Annotated in this window: 21 protein-coding genes, 1 riboswitch and 1 other annotated feature; of the genes, 1 reads left to right on the forward strand and 20 read right to left on the reverse strand. The window is 52.8% G+C overall.

The annotated features are described in order from the left end of the window. Window positions 1-15: 15 nt before the first annotated feature. The 11 genes from pheS to ytxC form a co-directional block, all read right to left on the reverse strand. The gene (gene pheS / locus G7K71_RS03500) at window positions 16-1,017 is read right to left on the reverse strand and encodes a phenylalanine--tRNA ligase subunit alpha (RefSeq protein ID WP_395858264.1); all 1,002 of its coding nucleotides are present in this window, start codon (window positions 1,015-1,017) and stop codon (window positions 16-18) included. Window positions 1,018-1,565: 548 nt separating this feature from the next. Beyond that, a complete protein-coding gene (locus G7K71_RS03505) occupies window positions 1,566-1,658 on the reverse strand; it encodes a YqzL family protein (protein WP_072868310.1) in 93 nt (30 codons plus the stop codon). Window positions 1,659-1,763: 105 nt separating this feature from the next. Then, window positions 1,764-2,657, reverse strand: coding sequence for an RNA methyltransferase (locus G7K71_RS03510; RefSeq protein WP_166343539.1), 894 nt, complete (start codon window positions 2,655-2,657; stop codon window positions 1,764-1,766). Window positions 2,658-2,660: 3 nt separating this feature from the next. Further along, window positions 2,661-3,305 (reverse strand): TrkA family potassium uptake protein, encoded by a 645-nt coding sequence (locus G7K71_RS03515; RefSeq protein ID WP_166343541.1) that lies wholly within the window; start codon window positions 3,303-3,305, stop codon window positions 2,661-2,663. A 9-nt stretch (window positions 3,306-3,314) separates the two neighbouring features. Further along, window positions 3,315-4,652 (reverse strand): TrkH family potassium uptake protein, encoded by a 1,338-nt coding sequence (locus G7K71_RS03520; RefSeq protein ID WP_166343543.1) that lies wholly within the window; start codon window positions 4,650-4,652, stop codon window positions 3,315-3,317. A gap of 168 nt (window positions 4,653-4,820) precedes the next feature. Beyond that, the gene (gene rplT, locus G7K71_RS03525; RefSeq protein WP_166343545.1) at window positions 4,821-5,180 is read right to left on the reverse strand and encodes a 50S ribosomal protein L20; all 360 of its coding nucleotides are present in this window, start codon (window positions 5,178-5,180) and stop codon (window positions 4,821-4,823) included. A gap of 29 nt (window positions 5,181-5,209) precedes the next feature. Further along, window positions 5,210-5,404 carry a 50S ribosomal protein L35 gene (gene rpmI, locus G7K71_RS03530; RefSeq protein WP_013821766.1) on the reverse strand — a complete coding sequence of 65 codons (195 nt, stop codon included), beginning with the start codon at window positions 5,402-5,404 and terminating at the stop codon, window positions 5,210-5,212. 15 nt (window positions 5,405-5,419) lie between these two features. Next, the gene (gene infC, locus G7K71_RS03535) at window positions 5,420-5,986 is read right to left on the reverse strand and encodes a translation initiation factor IF-3 (protein ID WP_313884878.1); all 567 of its coding nucleotides are present in this window, start codon (window positions 5,984-5,986) and stop codon (window positions 5,420-5,422) included. A 550-nt stretch (window positions 5,987-6,536) separates the two neighbouring features. After that, on the reverse strand, window positions 6,537-8,447 hold the full coding sequence (thrS, locus tag G7K71_RS03540; RefSeq protein ID WP_166343547.1) for a threonine--tRNA ligase: 1,911 nt from the start codon (window positions 8,445-8,447) through the stop codon (window positions 6,537-6,539). An 81-nt stretch (window positions 8,448-8,528) separates the two neighbouring features. After that, window positions 8,529-8,777: a binding site (T-box leader), on the reverse strand. 80 nt (window positions 8,778-8,857) lie between these two features. Beyond that, entirely contained in the window at window positions 8,858-9,457 is a 600-nt protein-coding gene (locus G7K71_RS03545) for a DUF445 domain-containing protein (protein ID WP_166343549.1), read from the reverse strand. Window positions 9,458-9,535: 78 nt separating this feature from the next. Beyond that, window positions 9,536-10,414: a putative sporulation protein YtxC gene (gene ytxC / locus G7K71_RS03550; protein ID WP_166343551.1), complete on the reverse strand. Its 879-nt coding sequence runs from the start codon at window positions 10,412-10,414 to the stop codon at window positions 9,536-9,538. Between the two features lie 131 nt (window positions 10,415-10,545). Here ytxC and G7K71_RS03555 point away from each other — a divergent pair, with 131 nt between their 5' ends. Next, window positions 10,546-11,721: a hypothetical protein gene (locus tag G7K71_RS03555; RefSeq protein ID WP_166343553.1), complete on the forward strand. Its 1,176-nt coding sequence runs from the start codon at window positions 10,546-10,548 to the stop codon at window positions 11,719-11,721. Window positions 11,722-11,918: 197 nt separating this feature from the next. On the opposite strand, the gene G7K71_RS03560 is transcribed toward G7K71_RS03555, so the two are convergent. The 9 genes from G7K71_RS03560 to G7K71_RS03600 form a co-directional block, all read right to left on the reverse strand. Continuing rightward, window positions 11,919-13,478 (reverse strand): methyl-accepting chemotaxis protein, encoded by a 1,560-nt coding sequence (locus G7K71_RS03560; RefSeq protein WP_166343555.1) that lies wholly within the window; start codon window positions 13,476-13,478, stop codon window positions 11,919-11,921. Window positions 13,479-13,516: 38 nt separating this feature from the next. Then, entirely contained in the window at window positions 13,517-13,834 is a 318-nt protein-coding gene (locus G7K71_RS03565; protein ID WP_166343557.1) for a chemotaxis protein CheW, read from the reverse strand. Between the two features lie 420 nt (window positions 13,835-14,254). Continuing rightward, a riboswitch (cyclic di-GMP riboswitch) is annotated at window positions 14,255-14,340 on the reverse strand. Between the two features lie 388 nt (window positions 14,341-14,728). Beyond that, window positions 14,729-15,922, reverse strand: coding sequence for a nickel pincer cofactor biosynthesis protein LarC (gene larC / locus G7K71_RS03570; RefSeq protein WP_166343559.1), 1,194 nt, complete (start codon window positions 15,920-15,922; stop codon window positions 14,729-14,731). Between the two features lie 159 nt (window positions 15,923-16,081). Next, window positions 16,082-16,852 (reverse strand): sulfite exporter TauE/SafE family protein, encoded by a 771-nt coding sequence (locus G7K71_RS03575; protein ID WP_207712619.1) that lies wholly within the window; start codon window positions 16,850-16,852, stop codon window positions 16,082-16,084. An 80-nt stretch (window positions 16,853-16,932) separates the two neighbouring features. Beyond that, window positions 16,933-18,306: a UbiD family decarboxylase gene (locus tag G7K71_RS03580; RefSeq protein ID WP_395858244.1), complete on the reverse strand. Its 1,374-nt coding sequence runs from the start codon at window positions 18,304-18,306 to the stop codon at window positions 16,933-16,935. 19 nt (window positions 18,307-18,325) lie between these two features. Next, on the reverse strand, window positions 18,326-19,480 hold the full coding sequence (locus G7K71_RS03585; RefSeq protein WP_166343563.1) for an iron-containing alcohol dehydrogenase: 1,155 nt from the start codon (window positions 19,478-19,480) through the stop codon (window positions 18,326-18,328). 32 nt (window positions 19,481-19,512) lie between these two features. Next, on the reverse strand, window positions 19,513-21,360 hold the full coding sequence (locus G7K71_RS03590; RefSeq protein WP_166345062.1) for an aldehyde ferredoxin oxidoreductase family protein: 1,848 nt from the start codon (window positions 21,358-21,360) through the stop codon (window positions 19,513-19,515). A 15-nt stretch (window positions 21,361-21,375) separates the two neighbouring features. Beyond that, entirely contained in the window at window positions 21,376-21,621 is a 246-nt protein-coding gene (locus G7K71_RS03595) for a MoaD/ThiS family protein (RefSeq protein WP_166343565.1), read from the reverse strand. Window positions 21,622-21,870: 249 nt separating this feature from the next. Next, entirely contained in the window at window positions 21,871-22,731 is an 861-nt protein-coding gene (locus tag G7K71_RS03600; RefSeq protein WP_166343567.1) for a hypothetical protein, read from the reverse strand. Window positions 22,732-22,803: the final 72 nt, after the last annotated feature.

Here is a 22,803-nt window from a genome sequence, read left to right on the forward strand (position 1 = left end):
TCCTTCTCCTTTCAACTAAAACTGGGCCAGGAAACGCAGGTCGTTGTCAAAGAATAGGCGCAGGTCATCTATGCCGTATTTGAGCATGGCGATACGCTCGATACCCATGCCAAAGGCAAAGCCGGTAACCTCGGCGGAGTTATAGCCGGACATTTCCAGAACCCGGGGATGCACCATGCCGCAGCCCAGGATTTCCAGCCAGCCGGTGTGGGAGCATACCCGGCACCCCTTACCGCCGCACATGACACAGGAGATATCCACCTCGGCACTTGGCTCGGTAAAGGGGAAGTAACTGGGACGAAAACGCGTCCTGGTGCTCTCGCCAAACATTTCCCGGGCAAAGACATCCAGCACCCCTTTTAAATCGCCAAAGGTTATCCGCCGGTCCACCGCCAGCCCCTCCACCTGGTGGAACATGGGCGAGTGGGTGGCATCGTCATCCCGCCGGTAAACTTTCCCCGGGGCAATGATTTTCACCGGCAACGCCGGCGCAGTACGCTCCATGGTACGCACCTGCACCGGAGAGGTATGGGTGCGCAGGAGCACCTCGGGACCGATGAAAAAGGAATCCTGCATGTCCCGGGCCGGGTGGTCCTTGGGCAAATTCAGGGCCTCAAAGTTATAATAGTCCAATTCCACCTCGGGCCCCTCGGCAATGGAAAACCCCAGTCCCAGAAAGATTTCCTCGATTTCCTCCTGCACGGTAGTAAGGGGGTGCTTTTTGCCCGGCAAAAAGGGCGTCCCCGGGAGGGTTACATCGATGCTCTCAGCCGCCAGGCGCGCCTGTTTGACCCTGGCTTTAACTTCCGCCGTGCGCTCCGCCAGTTCTTTTTCCAGGACTTCCCGGATGCTGTTGGCCAGCTGGCCGATCCTCGGCCTTTCTTCGACCGGCAGGGCGCTCATTCCCCGCAGCACCCTGGTAAGTTCACCCTTTTTGCCCAGGTAACGGATGCGGATTTCCTCCAGGGCTTCCAGGCTATCCGCCCGGGCTAAGGCTTCCTTTGCCTCGACCGCCATTTTATGTAACTGTTCTTCCAAGACTAGTCCTCCTTTTTACCCTCTTTCTCTCTAAAAGATACTGTCGCATAACTATCGGGACGGCGGTCGTCCCCCGTCGCTCCGTGCTACGGGCCGGACGAAACATCGGCTTGCCTCGGAGCGAACCTGGCAGCGCTGCATATGCGCCGGAAGTCTACTTTCCTCATGAATAGTTTCAGTCTAAGTAGCCCAATCATTATATCGATACTGCTACCAGCGCGATTCGCGCTGCCGGTTCGCTAACCTCGGCAGCGCCGTGTTTCGTATCCGGCCCTCCGCAATGTCGCTCCTTAAGGGACGACCGCCGCCCATCTAGTTTCTGGTTTTGCGACAGTATCTAAAAAAACATAAAAACCGCCCCTTTTTCGGGACGGTAATTGTTCCTTGTCGCGGTACCACCCTTATTGTTTATGCCCGGACTAAAACTTAGATCCACACAATGGAGAATTGAACTGCCATGCGTCCCATAATGTAACCTTACTGTGAAAGGGGTGACCGTTCAATTATATTATTTTCAAACCAGGCCTTTAGTGTACGGCTAACCTCCGGTACAGGATGTAGGCGCGGATTGAACCAGTCGCCTCGAACAGCCTCCAAAAAAATTCGGCGGTTAAAAACATTTAACCACGACCTTTCCCTGTTTTTTGGGGACCCTTCGGTGTTGATTATATCACAAGCCCCCGCTTAAAACAAGGAAGTTTCCAGAAAAATTCGGGAACAGGCTGTTACCGTAGGCGGGCTTTAAAGCCTGGGTGAACTCTGTTGGATGCGGTGCTGTCCTCGTCATAATGGTTTTGATGAACACTTACAAACCCGGCCTGGTCTTGACCGCAGCTCATCCGCTGGCGAACCACTTCATAAAGCATGATGGAGGCGGCTGCCGCTACATTCAGGGACTCGGCCCGCCCGGGCATGGGGACCGTGGCCAGCAAATCGGCGCGGGCCAGCAGTTCCGGAGAAAGACCCCGGGCCTCATTGCCTACCGCCAGGGCCAGGGGACGGGTCAGAGCCACGGCGGGGAGAGGCATGCCGCCTGCGGGAACACCGGCCACCAGCATAAGGCCGGCCGCGTTTAACCGGGTCAACGCACCCTCCCTTTCCCGTACGGCCACAACGGGCAGGTGAAAAAGGGAGCCCATGGTAGCCCGGATGGTCTTCGGGTTGTACAAATCCACCGTCCCGGGAAACAAGATCACTCCACCGGCACCGGCGGCATCAGCACTGCGGATCATAGTGCCCAGGTTGCCCGGGTCCTGAACGCCGTCCACCAGCAACAAAAGGGACGGCCCTGGTGCCAGGATCTCCTCCAGGGTATAGCGGGGCCTTTCCACCACTGCCAGCACTCCCTGGGGAGTTTCCGTATCCGCCAGCTCATTAAGGAGCCCTTCTTCCACCTGTAAGATCTGAATCCCCCGCTCCCGGGCCAGCTCAAAAAGGGCACCGGCCCGTTCCCACGCAGACGGGGTGTAGACGAGCATTTTTACCGGCCACCCGGTATAAAGGGCTTCCTCTACCAGGCGCACCCCTTCCAGGAGAAAATGGCCTTCTTTTTCCCGCTGGCGCCGGCGGGCCAACCGGCGCAGGTATTTTATATGCGGGTTGGTTTTGCTGTGGATCATAATTTAGCCCCCGAGGGTTCTCAGCTTATCGTTGCGCCCCACGACCACCAGGATATCACCTTCATTAATGACCTGCCTGGCACCGGGGGAAATGATAATCTCCTCACCGCGACGGATGGCCAGGACCGTAACACCGTATTCCCTGCGCATGGCCGATTCCTGCAGGGTTTTGCCCACAAACTCGGGGGGAGCCATAAGCTCAATAATGCTATAATCAGGAGAAAGATTGATCTGGTCCAGGATATTTTTGGAGACCAGGGCGTGGGCCACCCGCACCCCCATATCCCGCTCGGGGAAGACCACCATATCAGCCCCCACCCTTTGTAACACTTTGCCGTGAAGTTCGGTAACTGCCTTGGCCACCACCCGGGGAACACCCATTTCCTTGAGCATAACGGTAACCAGAATGCTGGACTGTACTTCCTGGCCGATGGCCACGATGACCACATCAAAATTGCGCAGGCCCAGGGATTTCAGCGCCTGCTCATCCATGGCATCCACACAGACGGCATAGGTAACCTCGTCGGTAATGGCATTTACCCGCTCTTCGTTGGTGTCCACCGCCAGGACGTCATAACCCATGCGGGCAAGGGTCCTGGCCACGCTGGAACCAAACCGCCCCAGCCCGATAACGGCAAATTGTTTCATAATCCACCCCTACCCCACCATAATTTTTTCTTCGGGATATCGAATAGCAGTTTTGCGCCGGCGCTGGGCAAAGGCATAGGCCAGGGTCAGGGGACCCAGGCGGCCGGCAAACATGGTGAAAATAATAGCCACCCGGCCCAGGGGAGTCAGGTCCGGGGTCAGCCCCATGCTCAGGCCGACGGTACCAAATGCAGAAACCGTTTCAAATAAAGCGGCCAGGAAATTACCGCCTTCAGTAACACATAAAAGCAGGGTTACCGTGCTTACCAGCAGAATGGCCCACAGGGTAACCGAAAGGGCCTTATAAACCTGCCACGGGGGGATGCGCCGGCGGAAAATTTCCACATCCTCCTTCCCCTCGCTTAAAGACCAGAGGGTGATTCCCAGAAGGGCAAAGGTAGTGGTTTTGATCCCTCCGCCGGTGGAACCGGGAGAGGCCCCTATAAACATCAATGTAATTATGAGAAACTGGGTGGCTGCATTTAAATGCCCAATGTCCACAGTGTTAAAGCCGGCTGTACGGGGGGTAACGGACTGAAAATAAGAGGCCAGAATCTTACCGGATAAGGGTAAATCACGCAGGATATGTCCCCACTCCAGCAGGCCAAAGAGCAGGGCACCGCAAAGAATGAGCCCTCCCGTTACCCGGAGTACAAGCCTGGTGTGCACCGAAAGACGCCGGGTGCGCGGGTAGTTGTAGAGTTCCATAACCGTGGAAAAACCCAGCCCGCCCAAAATAATGAGAGTGGTCACGGATAGTGTGACTACCGGATCGCTTACGTACCCGGTAAGGCTTCTGAAATCTCCCATCAGATCAAAACCGGCGTTGTTAAAGGCCGAAACAGCATGAAAAATACCTAACCACAGACAGCGGGGGAAGCCGTAGTCAAAGTAAAACCGCAGGGATAATACTAGAGCAAAAAAACCTTCGGTAAGAACGGTAAACAGGAGAACAGCCCGTACCAGCCGGACCACTCCCGCCACCCGCAGCTGGTTTAAAGACTCCTGAATGATCAGGCGCTCTTTGAGGCCGATGCGCCTGCCCATGAGGATAAAAAAGAAGGTGGCCATGCTCATGAACCCGAGCCCGCCAATTTGAATCAGGGCCAGGATCACCGCCTGCCCGAAGGTAGACCAGTAAGTGCCCGTATCCACCACCACCAGGCCGGTGACGCACACCGCCGAGGTGGCGGTAAACAGGGCGGTGAGAAAATCCGTTACCTGACCCGAACGGCTGGATACCGGCAGCATGAGAACAAGGGCGCCGGCCAGAATCAACGTGGCGAATCCCAGCACCAGCACCTGGGGCGGGCTGAGCTTCAATGGAAACCCCTTTTTTGTATACATACGGACCGTTTTACGCCTGAAGCCCAAAGAGATCGACCTTCTCAGTAATTTTATACAAAGGATATTATAGAAAAGTGCTGGTAAAAAGTCCACAAAAAACTAAGAGCATGGTTGCCACCATGCTTAGTTTTTGCGTTGGGAATTTAAAAATACTGCTGGATTATTAAGTTAAGAGCCCACCTTTGATTTGGCCACTTCCACCAGCTTCCCGAAAGCCCGGGCATCATTAACGGCCAGGTCGGCCAGCATTTTGCGGTTGATTTCCACCCCGGCCTTACGCAGGCCGTTCATCAAACGGCTGTAAGTGATGCCATTCATCCGGGCGGCAGCATTAATGCGGGCTATCCACAGCCTGCGGAAATCCCGCTTTCTGGCCCGCCGGTCGCGGTAGGCATAGGCCAGGGACTTCATGACCTGCTGCCGGGCTATCCGGTAAAGCTTGCTTTTCGCCCCCCGGTACCCCCGGGCCAGTTTAAGAATCTTTTTATGTCTTTTACGGGATACCACACTGCTTTTGGCGCGTGGCATGGTCATCTCCTCCTCGAAAATTCTTGAACTTAGTAGGGAAGCAGCCTCTTAAGCCTCCTCATATCCGCGGCGCTGACCAGGGCAGTCTGAGCCAACCGGCGCTTGCGCCGGGCACTTTTTTTACCCAGCAGGTGACTGTGAAAGGCATGCATGCGCTTTACTTTGCCAGTACCGGTCTTTTTGAACCGTTTAGCTGCACCACGATGTGTCTTGATCTTGGGCAAGGAAGGCACTCCTTTCTATTCCTGATTAACTTCTTGCTGAATTTCCTGTTTAGTTTCCTGCTTGCTTTCCTGTTTATTTTCCGGTTTTATATCCTGCCGCGGGGCCAGGATCATGACCATATTTTTTCCTTCGAGCTTGGGCTGTCTTTCAATAATGGATAAGTCCTTAACCTGTTCGGCCAGGCGCAATAAAAGCTGGTGCCCGAGCTGGGTATGCATAATTTCCCGGCCGCGGAACATAATGGTAGCCTTTACTTTGTCGCCCTCTTTTAAAAACCGGGCTGCATTCCTGGCCTTGACCTGAAAGTCGTGTTCCTCGATGCTCGGCCGCAGCTTGACTTCCTTGATGTTTATGATACGCTGCCTTTTCTTGGCCTCTTTTTCCCGCTTGCTCTGCTCATACTTATACTTGCCGTAATCCATGAGCCGGCAAACCGGAGGTTTGGCCTGGGGGGCAATTTCCACCAGATCCAGCTGCCGTTCCTCTGCCAGCCGCAGGGCTTCCCGCACGGGCATGATACCGAGCTGGTTACCCGAGGGGTCAACGACCCTTACTTCCCTGGCCCGAATTTCCTCATTCACCCGGAAGTTTTTGGTAATATTTATGCACCTCCTGGAATTGATAAAAACAAAAACGGGCGCACCCCACCCGCTTAAAACAATGGAACCTATGTCACAACAAACCCCGAGACAGCCTACCAAAGGGCGTCATGGGGTGAGAAGCGGATGGCTTCTTCTTACAGGCAGTTTTATCCTTGCAATTATAGCATGGTTACAAGTTCCCCGTCAAGGGGCCTGAAAACAACCCACCCCTTCATACTTTCCTAGGTACAGTCGCAAAACCAGAAACAAAACAGGCGGCGGTCGTCCCATAAGGAGCGACATTGCGGAGGGCCGGATACGAAACACGGTGCTGCCGAGGTTAGCGAACCGGCAGCGCGAATCGCGCCGGTAACAGTATCGATAGAATGATTGAGTTACTTATGCTATAACTATCCCTGAGGAAAAAAGACTTTCGGCGCATATGCAGCGCTGCCAGGTTCGCTCCGAGGCAAGCCGATGTTTCGTCCGGCCCGTAGCACGGAGCGACGGGGGACGACCGCCGCCCCGGGTAGTTATGCGACAGTATCTCCTAACCAATAGCTTTAGTACGAATTTCCTCCAGAATGCGGGCGACAAATTCCTCCAGGGGCTGGGTCCCCTCGTCGCCCCGGGTGCGGTGGCGAACCGCCACAGTGCCTTCCCGGGCCTCCCTGTCACCCACCACCAGCATATAGGGTATTTTTTGTGCCTGGGCCTCGCGGATTTTGTAATTCACCTTTTCATTGCGGGCGTCCAGCTCTACCCTGATGTTTTCCTTTTCCAGCCGCTCCACCACCTGACGGGCGTAATCGGCATGGCGGTCGGCAATGGGCAGAACCCTGACCTGGACCGGGGCCAGCCAGGTGGGAAAGGCGCCGGCAAAATGCTCGGTCAGGATGCCGATAAAACGTTCAATGCTGCCGAACACCACCCGGTGGATCATCACGGGGCGGTGCTTCTGGCCGTCCTCGCCCACATAGGTGAGGTCAAACTTCTCGGGCATGAGGAAATCCAGCTGAATGGTGCCGCACTGCCAGGTGCGCCCCAGGCAATCCTCCAGGTGGAAGTCAATCTTCGGCCCGTAAAAGGCCCCGTCCCCTTCATTTACTTTATACTTCATCCCCTTGGCCTTCAAGGCCTCCTCTAAGGCGGTGGTGGCCATCTCCCAGATTTCGTCCGAGCCCATGGACTTTTCGGGACGGGTGGAAAGTTCCACCTTATAGTTGAAACCAAAGATGCCGTAGAAATAATCCACCAGGTCAATGACCCCGATGATCTCTTCCCGGATCTGGGAGGGCAGCATGAAGATGTGGGCGTCGTCCTGGGTAAAGCAGCGCACCCGCATGAGCCCGTGGAGCACCCCGGAAAGCTCGTGGCGGTGCACCAGGCCCAGTTCCGCCAGGCGTATGGGCAGTTCCCGGTAGCTGTGCAGGCGGCTCTTGTACACCAGGATGCCGCCCGGGCAGTTCATGGGCTTGATGGCGTATTCCACGTCATCGATGCGGGTGAAGTACATGTTTTCCCGGTAGTGCTCCCAGTGCCCCGACCTTTCCCACAGGGACCGGTTTAAGATAATCGGCGTGCGGATTTCCTGGTAGCCCCGCTTGTAGTGCTCTTCCCGCCAGAATTGTTCCAGCTGGTTGCGCAGGACCATGCCCTTGGGATGGAAAAAGGGAAAGCCCGGTCCTTCCTCCTGGATGCTGAACAGGTCCAGTTCCGCACCCAGCTTCCGGTGGTCCCGGCGTTTGGCCTCTTCAATCCGGAAGAGGTATTCTTCCAGCTGGGACTTCTTGGGAAAAGCGGTGCCGTAAATGCGCTGGAGCATCTTGTTTCTTTCGTCGCCCCGCCAGTAAGCCCCGGCCACGGAAGTGAGCTTGAAGGCTTTCAGCCGGCCGGTGGAAGGAATGTGGGGACCGGCGCACAGGTCCACGAATTCCCCCTGCTGGTAATAAGAAATCACCGCATCTTCCGGCAGCTCATTGATAAGCTCCACCTTGTATTTTTCCCCGGCGGCAGAAAACCGCTCCAGCGCCTCCTCCCGGGACACTTCAACCCTTTTAAAGGGAAGATCTTCCTTCACAATGGCCTGCATTTCCCTTTCAATTTTCTCCAGGTCCGCAGGCGTGAAGGGCTTTTCCGCATCAAAGTCATAGTAAAACCCCCCGGCAATGGCCGGGCCGATGGCCAGCTTGACTTCCGGGAAAAGACGCTTCACGGCCTGGGCCATGACGTGGGCGGCGCTGTGGCGGAAAGCATCCCGCCCCGGCTCATCTTCAAAGGTGTAGAACTCAACGGCGGCATCCCTGTGTAGAGGGTAACTCAAGTCCACCAGCCGCCCGTCCACCGCCGCCACCAGGGCTTCCCTGCCCAGGCGGGGGCTGATGTCCTGTGCTATGCGCACCAAAGGAGTACCGGGTTCGTATTCCCGCACGGAACCATCTTTTAAGGTTACCTTAACCATAACAAGCAGTCCCCCTTCCGCTAAAATTTAACTTCCGATGTCCCTCAGCTTACTTCTGACCCAAAATAAAAAACGCCCCTTTTCAGGGACGAAAAATTCCGCGGTTCCACCCTGCTTGGCAGCCGGACAAAAGCAATATACCGGCCCGCCCGCTTTAAAGGCGATAACGGCACCTCACCGGCCCCGCTTAGTAACCGCTCCCGGCGGCGTTCGGCAGGGCAGCTCCGGGGTGGTTTTCAGTCCCTACCCTCCAGGGATGCTTTCAGCCGCGGCACCCCCTCTCTGGGGATGGGCGTTTTAGGGCCTACTCTTCCCCTTCATCACCGTTGCTTTATGCTTCGTTCGTTATTATATTGGGAATCTATACTTATGTCAACCGCAAGGCACCCAGAAGGTTTCTGGTACAGTGACTATCTATAAAACCAAAAAATGCCCACCTGCAAAAGGCCAATCATAAAACCCAAAAATCCTCCCAGAATTTCGATATGTTTTAGCTCCCGGGAAGCGACGGAGGTGATGATTTTTTCCAGTTGCTCCAGGGAAAAACTGTTAACCTGATCCTCCACTACCTCCGACAAACAAAAATCTACTTTCAGCTTTTCCCCAAAACGGTCTATCAGTCCCTCAACCAGGGGTGGCAATTCCCTTCTGATCTGTTCAGCCAGGGCATCAGAAATAATTCGCCGCAGGGACAGGGGTAAGAAACCGGGCAACCTGTCCATCACCCGGACACGGACTGCCGTATTCACGGAAGAGATCAGGTCCTCGTTTAATTGTTCTGAGCGCAGGTAGTTGAGGAGTCGTTCCTTGGGAAGCAGTTGCTCCTCAATTACCTTGCCGATAACCCTGGCCAGCTCACCACGCCTTTTGGGCACTACCCCCTGGATGGTGTAACCAAGCACACGAACTGGTTTGTAGGGACGAAAAATCAGCCGTACCGCCAGCCAGTTGGTCAGCCACCCGATCAGCGCCCCTACTACCGGCAACAGCACGGCCTGCGTCCAGTGCAAATCCTTCTCACCTCGTTCTGGTCCTCAAAAAACTACATCAGAACAAATATACCAGAACAAAAAAAAACGGGCAACAAACTATTTTTTTTGACATAAGGGGCAACCGGTACATTCCCGTACCCGGCCCCAAAAGACAAGGTTGATCGTTTCCATGACGGTATTTTTTTGCCCGGAATCCTTATTGTGAATAACAATATGTTTGGGCGCCAGGGTAATCAAGGTGCTGATCAGCATGTCCTCATAATTAATTTCCCTATCGGTTAAATCCATAAACAAATTTTCCAGGTAGTCTACCCTGAGAACCTGTTTTTGATCGTCTAAAAGTCTAAACGCCCCACCGGGCAGCCTGAGCACATGCACCAGTTCCACACGGGATTCCTGAATTTCCACAAAATATTTAAGCAGCTGGATAAATTCCTGATACTCCCTCTCCATCAGGAAGTCGTCCACTGCCCTTTCCACGGCCTGCTCCAATTCTTCCACGTAATCCTTCAGCCGGAAACGGATAAAGCCCTCTACGATGATCTGGTTGTTTTGCCGCAAAAAATCTAAAATCCTATCCATAACCTTATTCTTAAACAGGCGCTGGTAAACCGCTTTTTGACCGCCCTTGCCGTAACCCAGGTGACCAAGGGCATACTTGAAAATGTTTTGCCGCTCCTCCTCGTTAAAATAATAATAGTTCTCCCTGATCATGTCTTTGAGCAGCAACTGTTGCCACTGGCCCAAAATTAAATCGGAGAGAGAGCGGGCGATATGGTGGCGAAAAATGGCCTGAATGTCTCCCCTTTGCCCTCCACCGGGCATTACCTGACAGGATACAAAGTTAAACCTGCCGGCCGAGCTTTCTTTCAAACTTACTTTTAACCCCTCTTTTTCTAAATTTTTCATTTCCCGCCCCAACCGGAACTTAATGAGATCTATATGCCGGGCCGTCCCGATGGAGATATCGGTCATCAATTTCACCGTCCTTTCCGTTCTAGTATATGTGCGGCTAAAAACCGGTATACAACCAGCCTTTCCCGTAATGTTGTGGGGAAACTATCTTTAAGCGTTTAAACCCCGGCCATTTATTTAAAAATAAGGATATGACCAGGAAAAAGCAGCTTTCCGTTTTTACAATCGCCGCAACTTACATAGGAACAGTGGTGGGGGCAGGTTTTGCTTCCGGCCAGGAAGTACTGCAGTTTTTCGGTTACTTTGGCCTGCCCGGAATACTGGGACTGGTATTGACGACCATTCTTTTGGCTTTTTTTGGTTACCTGATTTTGGACCTGGGGAGGAGGCTTCACGCGGATTCCCACCTGCCCCTTGTGCGTTATGCCGGCGGGAAATGGATAGGTACGGCCGTAGATTGGGTAATTACCCTTTTCCTGTTTGGCGGCCTGGTGACCATGGGCGCGGGAGCCGGGGCAATTTTTACGGAACAATTGGGGTTGCCCTTTCTTTGGGGAAGCCTTGCAATGATCGTTATTTCCCTTGTCACGGTACTTACCGGGATTGCCGGAGTGGTTACTTCCATCAGTTTCGTAGTGCCGCTTCTTCTGGCCGCAGTTTTTGGGGTGGCTATTTACACCATCGCCACGGACCCGGGTGCCCTCCTTTCCACGCTCCGGGTTTACGCCAATCCGGGGAAAGCACCGGTACCCTTCTGGCCCTTAACCGCCCTTTTATATGCCTCCTATAACCTGGTGCTTTCAGTGGCCATACTTGCTCCCCTGGGCAGCATGTCCGATGCCCGGAGATTGAAAATAGGCGCCATTCTGGGAGGAATTGGCCTGGGAGCGGGGGCCACCGCCATCAATCTTTCTATTTTAACGCATATCGGCCGGGCGGCAAACTTTGAAATACCAATGATCTACGTGGCCGGCACCATTTCACCCCTGGCCCGTATCGGGTATACCATGGTGCTTCTCGCCGAAATTTATACCACAGCAGTTAGCAGTCTTTTCGGCTTCGTAGCCAGGATGGGCAAACAGGGTACGGCAAAGTACCGCTGGATTACTTTAGGGGCGGGAGCGGCTGCTTTCGGCCTGGCGCAATTTGGTTTTTCAAATCTGGTGGGCACGCTATTCCCGACGGTGGGCTTCGCGGGGTTTTTACTCCTGGGTTCCCTGGTATACGGTTTTATTAAGGATAGAAAGGTAAAGCCAGCAGTGGAGGCTAGAGAGGCCGTACTGGCCCGCCAACCCACCCCGGCCATGGCCTTCGAGGTGGCTGAGGAGTTGGCTGGGGAGGGAAAGGATGGTAATGAATCCAATTAGAAGTTACGATTCACCGCTCCAAAAAAATTGAAAAATTACAAAAAGTATCAGGCTTGCTCCGCCAGGGATTTCTGCAGCCGCATTGCCTTACGGTAGTCGCCGTGTAACGGGGTGAAATACGGGGGCGACCAGCGCCGCCCCCTGCTCAGATCCTAAAAGCTTTTGCGTTACTCAATCCCCACCGGCGGTCGGGGACCCTACACGCGGAAGCGTGCGGCTAACCTGTCCAGTTCGCCAGCCAGCGCGGTAAGCTCTTCGGTAGAGGCAGAGACTTCCTCCATTGCCGACGTCTGCTCTTCTGTTGTCCCGGCAACATTCTGCACGCCAGCCGACATTTCTTCCGCAGCGGCGGCCACCTCCTGGACCTGCCGCGCAACATCCTCGATGGCAAGGTTGATGGCCTTGATATTGGCCCCCACCTCGTTGATCACCTTGCTTCCCTCTGTAACCTCCGCCGCCCCGGCGGCCATGACTTCGACCGCCTTCCTGGACTCGTCCTGGACCGTGCTGATCAGCTCGTAGATCTCTTTGGCGGCGTTGGCCGACTGCTCGGCCAGCTTGCGGACTTCCTCGGCGACGACGGCGAAGCCGCGGCCCTGTTCCCCGGCGCGGGCGGCTTCAATGGCGGCATTCAGGGCCAGCAGGTTCGTCTGGTCGGCGATCTGGGTGATCAAATCTACTATCTGGGTAATCTGGCCCGCGGTCTGGTTGAGAGCATTAATGGCGGAAGAAACGTTGGCGCTTGCCTGCTCAATGGCTTTCATCTGCCCGATAACCCGCTCGACACCCCTGGCACCTTCGGCGGCCCGGGCCGCAGCCTGTTCGGCCGCCGCTGAAACCTTCTGCACATTTTCGGTTACCTGTTCGACGGTCGAGGCCATTTCGCTCATGGTGGCGGCCGTTTCGTTCGCCCCGGCGGCGGTCTGCTCGGCCTGGGTGGCGAGCTGGGAGGCCGAGTCGGCCACCTGCTTGGACGTTTGAACTACCTGGCCGATGATCTCACGCAAGTTTGTGCGCATGCGGTTGAAAGCCTCGGCTAAACGAGCAACCTCGTCCCGGGTGCGCACCACCAGTTCCTCGCCCGTGAGGTCGCCTTCAGCGATACGGCCCGCTTCGCGAACAGTGGCCAGGATCGGACGGGTGATCATGCGAGTTATAAACACTGCTATGAGGAGCCCGACGACCAGAGCAAAAACGCCCACAAGGATGACCAGAGAGCGGCCGTGGGCGGCATTGGCCTGCATGTTATCCACGACGTCCCCGGTCTTTTGCTCATTTTCCATAATCAGTTCGACCAGAATCTTTTCAGCGTCGTCGGCATACGAAGCGAAGCTTTGTGTTGCGGCAACTGCTTCCTGGAACTTGCCTTCCTTGGCCAGAGGAATTGCATTGCTGGTAAGCTGACGGTCGTATTCAGTGACCTTGGCGAGCACTTCCTCCAGTTTGGGCCGGGCCTGGGCAGAACAGTTGTTGAGTCGTTTCTCCAGCAGGGTCTGCGTGTTCTCGATATCCTTTTTGTATTCGTTTAAGTATTTCTCGTCACCATAGAGGAGGTAAGCCCGCAGGTCTCTTGATGCTTCCTTGTAGGCGTCGACAATCTGATAGTCAAGACTGAGGCGTACCACCTGCTGATCGACATTGGCGGCATTCGAGATCGTATTCCCCATTATGAGCGACGATTGGATTGCCACGGCAGCCATGAAAAGAAGCAGCAATACGAAACCGCCGCCGATTTTCATCCCAATGGACATTCTCATTTCAAGATCCCCCTCGTATTAAGTTCAAGCAATGGAACTCAGATTGATGATAAGCCACATCGTGCCCGGCCTCTTGACGATGCCCCCAGAATGTTGCCGTTAACGCCCACCACCTCGGGCGTCTCCAGTTCTTTTTCACGGTACGTGTTTACTTCCAAAACGCGATCTACTAATAGGCCGAAGAGCCTGTCCAGAACTTTAACCAGGATGATCCGCGTATGCTGATCTTTGGAAACGTCCGGGGGCTGGTATTCGTCCGTGCATTCCGGGATGGTTCGGAGGAGTTCCTCCAGGGCACTGTCGGGGAAAAACGGGCGGGCTATAGTAAGAATGGGCTGTATGGCGGGAGATAACATGGGACCTCCTGTTCACCTCCTGTTAACCTTCCTTATGGCTGCAAAGAACTTTGGTGTTTTAGGCTAACCTGCTTTGAATGAATTGGGAATTTCCAGGCGGAATAAAAGAGGCAGGAGGTCCCTTGTTTTGTGGACAATCAGGGGAGGGAGGAAAAAAGTTTATTTTATGCGGGTGGATTATGATGCCATCACTAGAAGATAATACGCACATTTGTTCTGTCGCTTTGCGGCAATACGGTTACTTAAATGTGCGAAGACACCGAAGTTTTCTTTCCAGTTAATTTTGTAGTCGTTCATACTTTCTCTTTCCTGTGAAGTAAACTAATATGGAGAGATGAATAACAATTTCTCCAGCATAATAATTAAGGACCCAGCCGGTTAGGGCGGGTCCTGCTCAGAATACACACATTTGCACCTTAACCCGGCAGCTGGCTGGCATAGCGTTGTTCGCCTTAGCCCCTATAGCTTTGCGCCGCCATTTTTCAATGGCTTTGCCTTTAATCGGGACTGCGAAAGGGACTTCTCTATTTCCTCTGATGGTAGTCCGCGCCGGAGCTGTCCAAACCGAAGAACAGGCCGGCAACCGCACGGTTCATATGGCTCACCCGGTTGCCGCTGTTTATCAGGACCGCGAAGCTTCTGGTGTTTTCCGATATGGTGGTAATGAGGTTGTACTGCCTGATAAACCCCCGTTCTATGGCTCTGTGCAAGCTAAGATAGGAAGCTTGTGCCAATTAATCACCATATTTACGTTATCACAAAAAATTGTCGAAATCAAGTTAGTGATTGACCTGTCAAATTGTTCCGAAGCATTCCGGTAATATAAAAACTGGTGGTAACCACCGCCAAGGAACTTTCGCTGATTCTTCTAAGTTAAATCATTGTGCATTGCAATCACTCCCCAAATCTACACAAAGCCTCCCGGGCTGCCTCAATGGCACATATATATACATTTTTTAAAGGGACATTCTTTTCCAGGGCGAGGCGGCGGCAATCTTCGTATTCCGGGCTCATTTGCCAGCCCGAATCACCGCGGCAGGTGGCAACTTTCACGCGCACCGTCCCAAATTCCGTTTCTACACTAATATGTTTCCGGGGCAAACAAAAACGTTTTTCCCGGCGCCTCCGTACGCCCAGGGTGCTGGTTTCAGCAAAGATAAGTTGCATCAATTCCTCTTCTTTCTCCGGCAGGCAAAGTGCAGTCAATAAATTACCCGGGCGGCCCTTTTTCATAATGACAGGGGTCAGCCAGACATCCAGGGCCCCTGATGCCAGCAGCTTTTCCGTCACATAAGCTAGTATTTCCGGATTTAAGTCGTCAATGTTGGTTTGCAGGATGGAGATCTCCTGTTCCGATGCTGGCTGCCGTTCAATTTCCTCGCCGATAAAAACCCGCAAAAAATTGGGAATCCCATAATCGTTAGCTCCCAGCCCGTATCCTATTTGGGCAATTTTCATTGCCGGCAGGGGCCCAAAACCTCTGGCCAGAGCAGCTACAATGGCAGCTCCCGTTGGGGTAACGAGTTCTCCTTCCACCTCCACGGGGCGAATGGGGAAACCCTTGAGAAGTTCGGCGGTGGCCGGTGCCGGAACGGGAAGCACGCCGTGGTGAGTTTGGACAGTTCCGTATCCGGTGGGTAGAGGAGAACAATAAACTTTTTCCACGCCCGCTTCTCGTAAGGCGATTGACGTTCCCACGATGTCCACTATTGAGTCGATTGCCCCGACCTCGTGAAAGTGAACATGAAGGGGCTCAACCCCGTGAACCTTGCCTTCCGCCCGGGCCAACTTTTCAAAAATGTCCAGGGCACAACGTTTGACTTGCGGGTGCAGTCCGCTACCCTCAATGATGCGTCTGATATCTTCCCAGGTCCGGTGAGGGTGGTGATATTGTTCCATTTCCACCATGAACCTGGTGCCCTGAAAACCGTGGGTTTTATCTTGATAAATTTTCAGGGAATAGCCTTCCAGGCCTAAAAGATCCAGCTGGCTTTGTACAGCCGCCAGGGGAACGCCGGCGTCTATTAACGCACCCAGCATCATGTCGCCGCTGATCCCGCTGAAGCAGTCCAGGTAAAGTATTTTCACCTTCGCAGCTCCTTTCCCCTATGAATCAACTTTACGGAGTGGTTAAAATTAAAATAGCCAGGTCTTAAAAAAGCCTCTAAGTTAAAACTTAGACTACTAAGCGATATCAGAATTGCTGAAATGAATGGGAAGGAGAGGTTACCCGCTCCTTCCCCCTGTTCAGCTGTAATTAAACCTCTCTTCAGCCTGCGGCTTCGGTGTTCTCAAATATCTAACACCAGTCCAGATCAAAACGGCGGAGAATATGATACGCAAAGCTCCTTCGGACAGGACATGGGCAAGGGAGCCACCCAGATATGTGCCTATTAGGATACCCGGGATTAATCCCGGCAGGATGCTTGCGCTGACATTCCCCAAACACCAGTGGGTATAAGCGCCGGCTATTCCTACAGGAACCATGGCGAGGAGGGAACAACCCTGCGCGGTATACTGGGTGAAGCCAATTAACAGCACCATGGAAGGCACCATTATCGTTCCCCCGCCGACCCCCATCATCCCGGAGAGGAAGCCGGTAAAAATACCTGTTAATAAGAGAATAAACATTTCTAACCAGCCTGTGGTATGCAGCGATACGTGGGGCAGGTAAGGTTTTAAAAGCAAGAGCAGGGAGACCAGGATTAAAAACCCGCCAAAGGACCTTTTGAGCTTCCATTCGGGAAGGGCATTGGCATAGCGCGCTCCTGCCCTGGCGGTAAATATGGCAGTGGAAGCCAAAAGGCTGGAGGCAAATATATCCACCGAACCATTTAAGGCATAGGTGACAGCCCCCGAAATTCCGGTGAAAACGAGTGCTACAAGGCTCGTACCGTGGGCCTTATGCTGCCCCATCTTCAGGATGCCCACCATAAGGGGGATCATGATCACCCCGCCGCCGAGACCCACAAGTCCCCCAAAGAAACCAGCTGCTAATCCTATCAATAAACTAATCATTTTTGTTACTCCAGTAAAACCTTTACCCTCCTAAATTTGCCTGTTAATCAAGTGAGGTCCAGGTCACACGTTATAAAACATTATAACACCGTTTTTTGTTCATGGTCCTCAAAGTAATCCTCAAGCCTGATCTTTTCAAAATCCGGGATTTTAATTTTTTCGAAACGTTCCGCCGGGGCACCAAGCGGCACAGTTGCATCAATGCCCATTTTATCACTCATACCGTCATCGCTGGAAGGATCGAGTTTGTTTCCATGTGCTCCAGAAATTATGATTACATCTCTACCGGCCTGGCAGCGGGTAGCAATGGCCCACTCCACATCTTCGGAGTTAAAAATATCTACATCTTTATCTACAACCACTACATGCTTAATTTCCGCACTGCTGGCAAAGGCAGCAAACATGGCATTTTTAGCCTCTCCTTCGTTTCTCTTATCGATGGCGATAACAGCATGGTAGCGGCATGCGCCTCCAGGTGTTAAGTGCACTGCCTGAACCGTAGGGACTGCCTGCTTGACGATTTGGAAGAGACCCGCCTCCCGCGGAATAGCTCCCAAAAGCAAATGCTCCTTTGTCGCTGCCACAATGGTCTGATAGATCGGCTGGCGCCTGCAGGTAACAGCATCAATAACAATTACGGGTTTTTTGCTGGCAGGCCCGTAATACTTCGGATACTCACCGAAGGGCCCTTCCATTTCACGCACCCCGGGCAGCAACCGCCCTTCTAAGACTATTTCTGCATGCGCCGGTACTTCTATATCCACTGTTTCACACTTGACTAACTGAAGGGGCTCTCCATGAAGGGCACCGGCAATTTCCAGTTCATCAACCCCAAAGGGTGTAATTGCCTGTGATGCCAGCAAGGTAAGGGGATCTGCACCGATAACCAGCGCCACTTCCAGCGGCCGGTCTTTTTCTTCCGCTTTTTGGTATATATGCCACAGGTGGCGGGGTAAAATTAGGATGCCCAGTTTGTTTGGACCCAGCACCTGAAGCCTGTGGATGGAAACATTACGAACGCCAGTAGAAGGGTCTTTGGTGATAAGAAGAGCAGCAGTGATATACGGCCCGGCATCCTTCTCGTGATGGGTCGGAACAGGAAACATAGAAACAATGTCAATATGATCTCGTATAATAACTTCTTTGACAGGAGCCTGTTCCCTACTAATGAGACGGCACGGCACGGGATTGGCTTGAGCCGCGGCAAATTTAGTCACTACTTCAGCTATGCTTACACCCATAGCTTCGGCAATCATCTGCCTGGTGGATAATATGCCGGCTACTACGGGCATGGAATAGCCTTTCACTTTCTCAAACTTGACCGCCCACTGCCCGTCTGCCTTCTTGGCTACGGCAGCCAGTTCGAAAACCGGGTCAACCTCCCTTTTGATTTTCTTCAGATACCCCCTGGTTTCCAGCGCTTCCAACCAGCTGCGAAGGGTATGGTAACTCACTGTAATCATCCTCTTCCCTTCATAAAGCCTTCCGCAGTATGGCCATGATATCTTTTTCCGTGACCGCTCGCGGATTAAACTTGAGCATACCATGTCCCATGGCATCCTTAGCCATACCTTCAATCATATCCCCGGTTACTCCCACGTCTCCCAACCTGCGCGGCAAGGAAATATCTTCCACCAGCTCGCGTACGGCTTTAACTGAACGCAAAGCCGCTTCTCTTAGACTCAAGCCCTTGACGTTCTCACCCAGGGCAATTGCTATTTTGCTAAACTTTTCCATTCTGGCCATCGCGTTAAACTCCATAACATAGGGCAGGAGAAGACCTATCGCCACCCCGTGGCTCACGTGCGCGTGCCCGCTCAAAGCTGCTCCGATGGAATGGGTAAGGCCCAGCAAGGAATTATTGAACGCCATGCCGGCTAACAGACTGCCTAAAGACATTCTGGTACGTGCTTCTTTATCACTTCCGTCAGCCACCGCGGTTCTAAGGCTTTCTCCAATGAGTTCAATAGCCTTTAAAGCGAGCGCTTCAGCAGGCGGCTGTGCCTTGAGGGAGACATAGGTTTCTATGGCATGGGACAGGGCGTCAATCCCGCTCGCCGCGGTTACGGACGGTGGAGCCGTCATCGTAAGGAGCGGATCAACCACGGCAACTTCCGGTGCCAAAAAGGGACTGGAAATGGTTATTTTCATTCTATTTTCCCAATCCGAGAGAACGGCAAACGTCGTAACTTCGCTACCTGTACCGGAAGTGGTAGGAATTGCGATCAGGGGTGTAACCGGAGCTCTGGGAACCTTGTTTACACCGGCATAGTCCCTGATATGACCGCCGTTCTCTACTATAATTTGGGCCCCCTTGGCCGTGTCAATCGGACTACCCCCGCCAACCGCTAAAATCAAATCACATTTGTTTTCCCTAAAACATGAAGCACAACGATGAATGGTCTCCAGGCCCGGATCCGGTTCAACATCATCGAAGACCACATTTTCTATTCCTGCGTCGCTTAAAATCTTCTCAACTTTTTCCAGAATTCCGGCTTTCCTAACCCCCTGATCCGTAACAATCAGAACACGCTTTGCATTGTAGTTGCGGCACCAGTCAACAATGCCGGACACAACATTGGCCCCAAAACAAACTGTGGTCTTCAGCTGAAACGTAAATGCTTCCATTTTGAACCAATCCTCCCTCTCTCAGTAAGGTCCTAAAAAATAAAATCACCCAGTCCTAATCTTTCCAATGTTTCTCGAGTGGGAATACCGTCCTCATCCCAGCCACGGGCGGCATAATACTCGTCAAGCATCCTGTCCAGGGGGGGTAAATTTTCAGCGGCTCCCCCGCTGCCCCGTTTCTGTTTAAGGATGCGAGGCGGTAGAATATCATCTTTGCGGCTGATGCCGCATTTTACGTTGTAAAAGCGCTTTAAGTTGAAGATCCTTTCTCCTATTTCCATGAGTTTTTCCGGGGTAAAGTCAAAGCCCGCACCTAACTTAACCCATTCAGCCAGATCCTTTATTCCGACACCGCCAAACAACAAAAACTTACATAAGGCCAGCGAGTCAAAAACACTCATGAGATTTTGAGTGAGGGCCACAAGTTTCCCTTTCCCCTCAACGGAAAACCGGTCAAGCGGTTCGCTGAACCCAAATTCAGGCATGGCCACGTTGCGCTCAAAGGCATGGCTGAACCCTTCTAAATGGCATGCCCCCCTGTTTGCAGTAGCATATCCGAGAGCTATGCTATTGTACGCCCTTGGGTCGTGGGCCGGGAAACCCATACCCTTGACATGGATGGCAAATTCTTTTGCTTCCGGACCTAATCCGTTAAGTAAAGTCTTAAATCCCCCGGCCAGGACGGCACCAAAGCCCTTGTTCTGCCCAATCTGGTGAATGAGTTCAATTAAAATCCCGGGGTCGCCCCACCGCAAAACCAGGCCGCCTGTTTCTTCCTTCCCAATAACACCACGCTCAAATGCTTCTATACTGAAAGCAATCAGATTCGCTGCATCTATGGTGTCTATGCCGTAACGGTTGCAAAGTTCGTTGGCATAGCAGATGGCTTCCAGGTTATCTATGAGGCAGGACCCCCCCATTAGACCAAGAGTTTCATACTCGGGACCACCGCCGTTAACTCCCTTATATGGTCCACTGGTAATGTTTACCCGGCGCCCGCAACCTATAGGGCAACCTGCGCAGTGGAAGCGACCGCTGAGCACAGTTTCAACCATCCGTGGACCGCTAATACTTTTTGCTCCTTCCTCCCACTTTCCATCCCGCCAGTTTCGCACGGGGAAATCGCCTATTTGCTCGCAGGGTATTACCAGGCCCGGCGTACCGAACTCACTGAGAGCCCTGGTTTTTTCTTTAATCCTTTTTACAGCTTCTTTTATTTTGGCTTTCAGTTCTTCCTCGAAGGCCAGGGACGGTTTTCTTGTTCCCCGCACTGCAAGAGCTTTTACGTTCTTGGAGCCTGCCACTGCCCCAAGACCGCAGCGTGCCGCCGCCCGCCCTTCTTTACCATCGGTAAAAAGCCCGGCGATTCTAACCAGACGTTCACCTGCAGGGCCAACAGCGCACACCTGGACACCAGGATGTAATTCTTGTAGCCTCTCCGCGGTTTGATAAGTATCCAGCCCCCAGAGTTCCGCGGCATCCCTTATTTCTACCCCGTCTTCGCTTATCCAGAGATATACCGGAGAATCGGCCTTCCCCAGCAATACTAAACCATCGTATCCGGCCCGTTTCAGCTCTCTGCCCCAGCTACCCCCCACACTGGCCTCTCCCCAGATTCCCGTTAGCGGTGACTTGCCGACAACCGAATGTCGCCCCGAAGACGGCACAACCGTCCCTGTAAGGGGCCCCGTAAAAAATCCCAGGACATTATTCTCTCCAAGGGGATCTGTTTGGGCATCAGTATTCCTGGCTAAAGTAACGGCGCCAAAGCCGCTGCCTCCCAGCCATTTGGAAGCAAAATCATCATCAGTTTCCTCTTCCCACCATTTCTTTTCCGCCAAATTTACCCATAAAATCTTACCTGTATAACCATGTTTCATATCCACCAGCTCACCTTAACCTCCCATGGGCTGAAGCATGATCCATGCCTCCATGTCTTTGTCAATCAGGTCATCGCAACCAACTATTTTGTTGCCGGCAAGAATCATTACCTGGTCCCGGCCATATTTATCTATGTTGCTTCGCTCAGCAATCAAAGTAACCAAATCCCTCACGGTACTGTTTCGAGGCACTTCCAGCTCGCTTTCTACAGTACCGTCACAAAACTTAAAAGGTGCAAGCAGCTTAACTTTTACTTTCACAGCAAGATGACCCCTTACCACAACCATTTGGTAGTACAAATACCGGAGGAAAGCAATGACTCATGCAATCCTATCTGGAAGGGAGTCTTTTGCCCCTTAAGTGATGCAGTCGCTAAACCCCAATTGAAACCAAAACCCAATGTCCCAACCTCTGGGGGAAACGAGTAGGAGGGGGCTGCTAACCCCCGTCCTCTCACACCACCTGTGGGTTCACCACTTCCTCCAGCGGGGAGACCCCTTGCGGGGTTTTCATAATAATCCAGACGCAGCTAAAGCAATTATAATACTTTTACCTATCGCTATACTGGTAACTGGAGGGTCTATATATGAATTAGTTCTAATAATCCAAAGCTTATTAAGCAAACCTGCTATAATAGCTGTCACTACTCCAAGCAGTGTTGCCCAAATAATGGCATTAACGGTTCCGTTTCCTTGAATTGCGGCCATACCCGCCACTATGACGATATGGTGCCATGGCAATCCATTAAATCCCATCTGTAAATAGATAAGAAACAACAGCGCCAATCCGAAAGGTATAAGCACATCACCTATTTTAGCCGCAGCTATTCCCCCTGCTAATCCTACTCCACATCCCAGTACTATAAGCAAACTCAATTCTTTACTGTTAGGCCACCAGGTTTCACCTTCTCCACCTTTCCCACGATTAGTTCGCCATTTAGGGTCAAAAAGCAGCCTGGCCAACCAACCTGTAATGACCACAGATAACGCTACATTATCAGTAGGGAGCGCCAAGCCAGTGCCTACGCGTTCCAAAACCATACCGATAACGCCGAATATTCCACCAACCAAAAGAATATCTGCTCTACCAAAACCGGATAAGGGCTTGAGTATATCCAACCCACTTTCCAAAACCCCTTTTGACCACGCATAAGCAGCGGCAGCCGCCCCGCCGGCATATACAATATGTGCACCAAAAAGCGGGTTAAAGGCAATATCCCATACTAATGCGGGTTTACCGGTGACAAGCCCGGCCAGGCCGGCAACCATCAAAACAGCACCCCACAGCGTAATGGCCGGGAGAGCCCCCATGGCTGCTCCCAGTATGCCCCCGCCGAGAGCCCCAATTACCATCATAGGTTCAATACCCATTATGTTCACTCCCATAGTTTAGAAAGGTTTTTGGTAGTACGGGGCCTAAAGCCCCGTACTACATTAAAAATC

Origin of the sequence: Desulfofundulus sp. TPOSR, from assembly GCF_011393055.1 — a bacterium.
Lineage (GTDB): Bacteria > Bacillota > Desulfotomaculia > Desulfotomaculales > Desulfovirgulaceae > Desulfofundulus > Desulfofundulus kuznetsovii.

What these genes read in the sequence shown, in the direction of transcription:
- pheS (WP_395858264.1), bottom strand. Translation starts at nt 1,017, where the DNA reads ATGGCGGTCGAGGCAAAGGAAGCCTTAGCCCGGGCGGATAGCCTGGAA.
- G7K71_RS03505 (WP_072868310.1), bottom strand. Translation starts at nt 1,658, where the DNA reads ATGTTTTTAACCGCCGAATTTTTTTGGAGGCTGTTCGAGGCGACTGGT.
- G7K71_RS03510 (WP_166343539.1), bottom strand. Translation starts at nt 2,657, where the DNA reads ATGATCCACAGCAAAACCAACCCGCATATAAAATACCTGCGCCGGTTG.
- G7K71_RS03515 (WP_166343541.1), bottom strand. Translation starts at nt 3,305, where the DNA reads ATGAAACAATTTGCCGTTATCGGGCTGGGGCGGTTTGGTTCCAGCGTG.
- G7K71_RS03520 (WP_166343543.1), bottom strand. Translation starts at nt 4,652, where the DNA reads ATGTATACAAAAAAGGGGTTTCCATTGAAGCTCAGCCCGCCCCAGGTG.
- rplT (WP_166343545.1), bottom strand. Translation starts at nt 5,180, where the DNA reads ATGCCACGCGCCAAAAGCAGTGTGGTATCCCGTAAAAGACATAAAAAG.
- thrS (WP_166343547.1), bottom strand. Translation starts at nt 8,447, where the DNA reads ATGGTTAAGGTAACCTTAAAAGATGGTTCCGTGCGGGAATACGAACCC.
- ytxC (WP_166343551.1), bottom strand. Translation starts at nt 10,414, where the DNA reads ATGACCGATATCTCCATCGGGACGGCCCGGCATATAGATCTCATTAAG.
- G7K71_RS03555 (WP_166343553.1), top strand. Translation starts at nt 10,546, where the DNA reads ATGACCAGGAAAAAGCAGCTTTCCGTTTTTACAATCGCCGCAACTTAC.
- G7K71_RS03560 (WP_166343555.1), bottom strand. Translation starts at nt 13,478, where the DNA reads ATGAGAATGTCCATTGGGATGAAAATCGGCGGCGGTTTCGTATTGCTG.
- G7K71_RS03565 (WP_166343557.1), bottom strand. Translation starts at nt 13,834, where the DNA reads ATGTTATCTCCCGCCATACAGCCCATTCTTACTATAGCCCGCCCGTTT.
- G7K71_RS03575 (WP_207712619.1), bottom strand. Translation starts at nt 16,852, where the DNA reads ATGATTAGTTTATTGATAGGATTAGCAGCTGGTTTCTTTGGGGGACTT.
- G7K71_RS03585 (WP_166343563.1), bottom strand. Translation starts at nt 19,480, where the DNA reads ATGGAAGCATTTACGTTTCAGCTGAAGACCACAGTTTGTTTTGGGGCC.
- G7K71_RS03590 (WP_166345062.1), bottom strand. Translation starts at nt 21,360, where the DNA reads ATGAAACATGGTTATACAGGTAAGATTTTATGGGTAAATTTGGCGGAA.
- G7K71_RS03600 (WP_166343567.1), bottom strand. Translation starts at nt 22,731, where the DNA reads ATGGGTATTGAACCTATGATGGTAATTGGGGCTCTCGGCGGGGGCATA.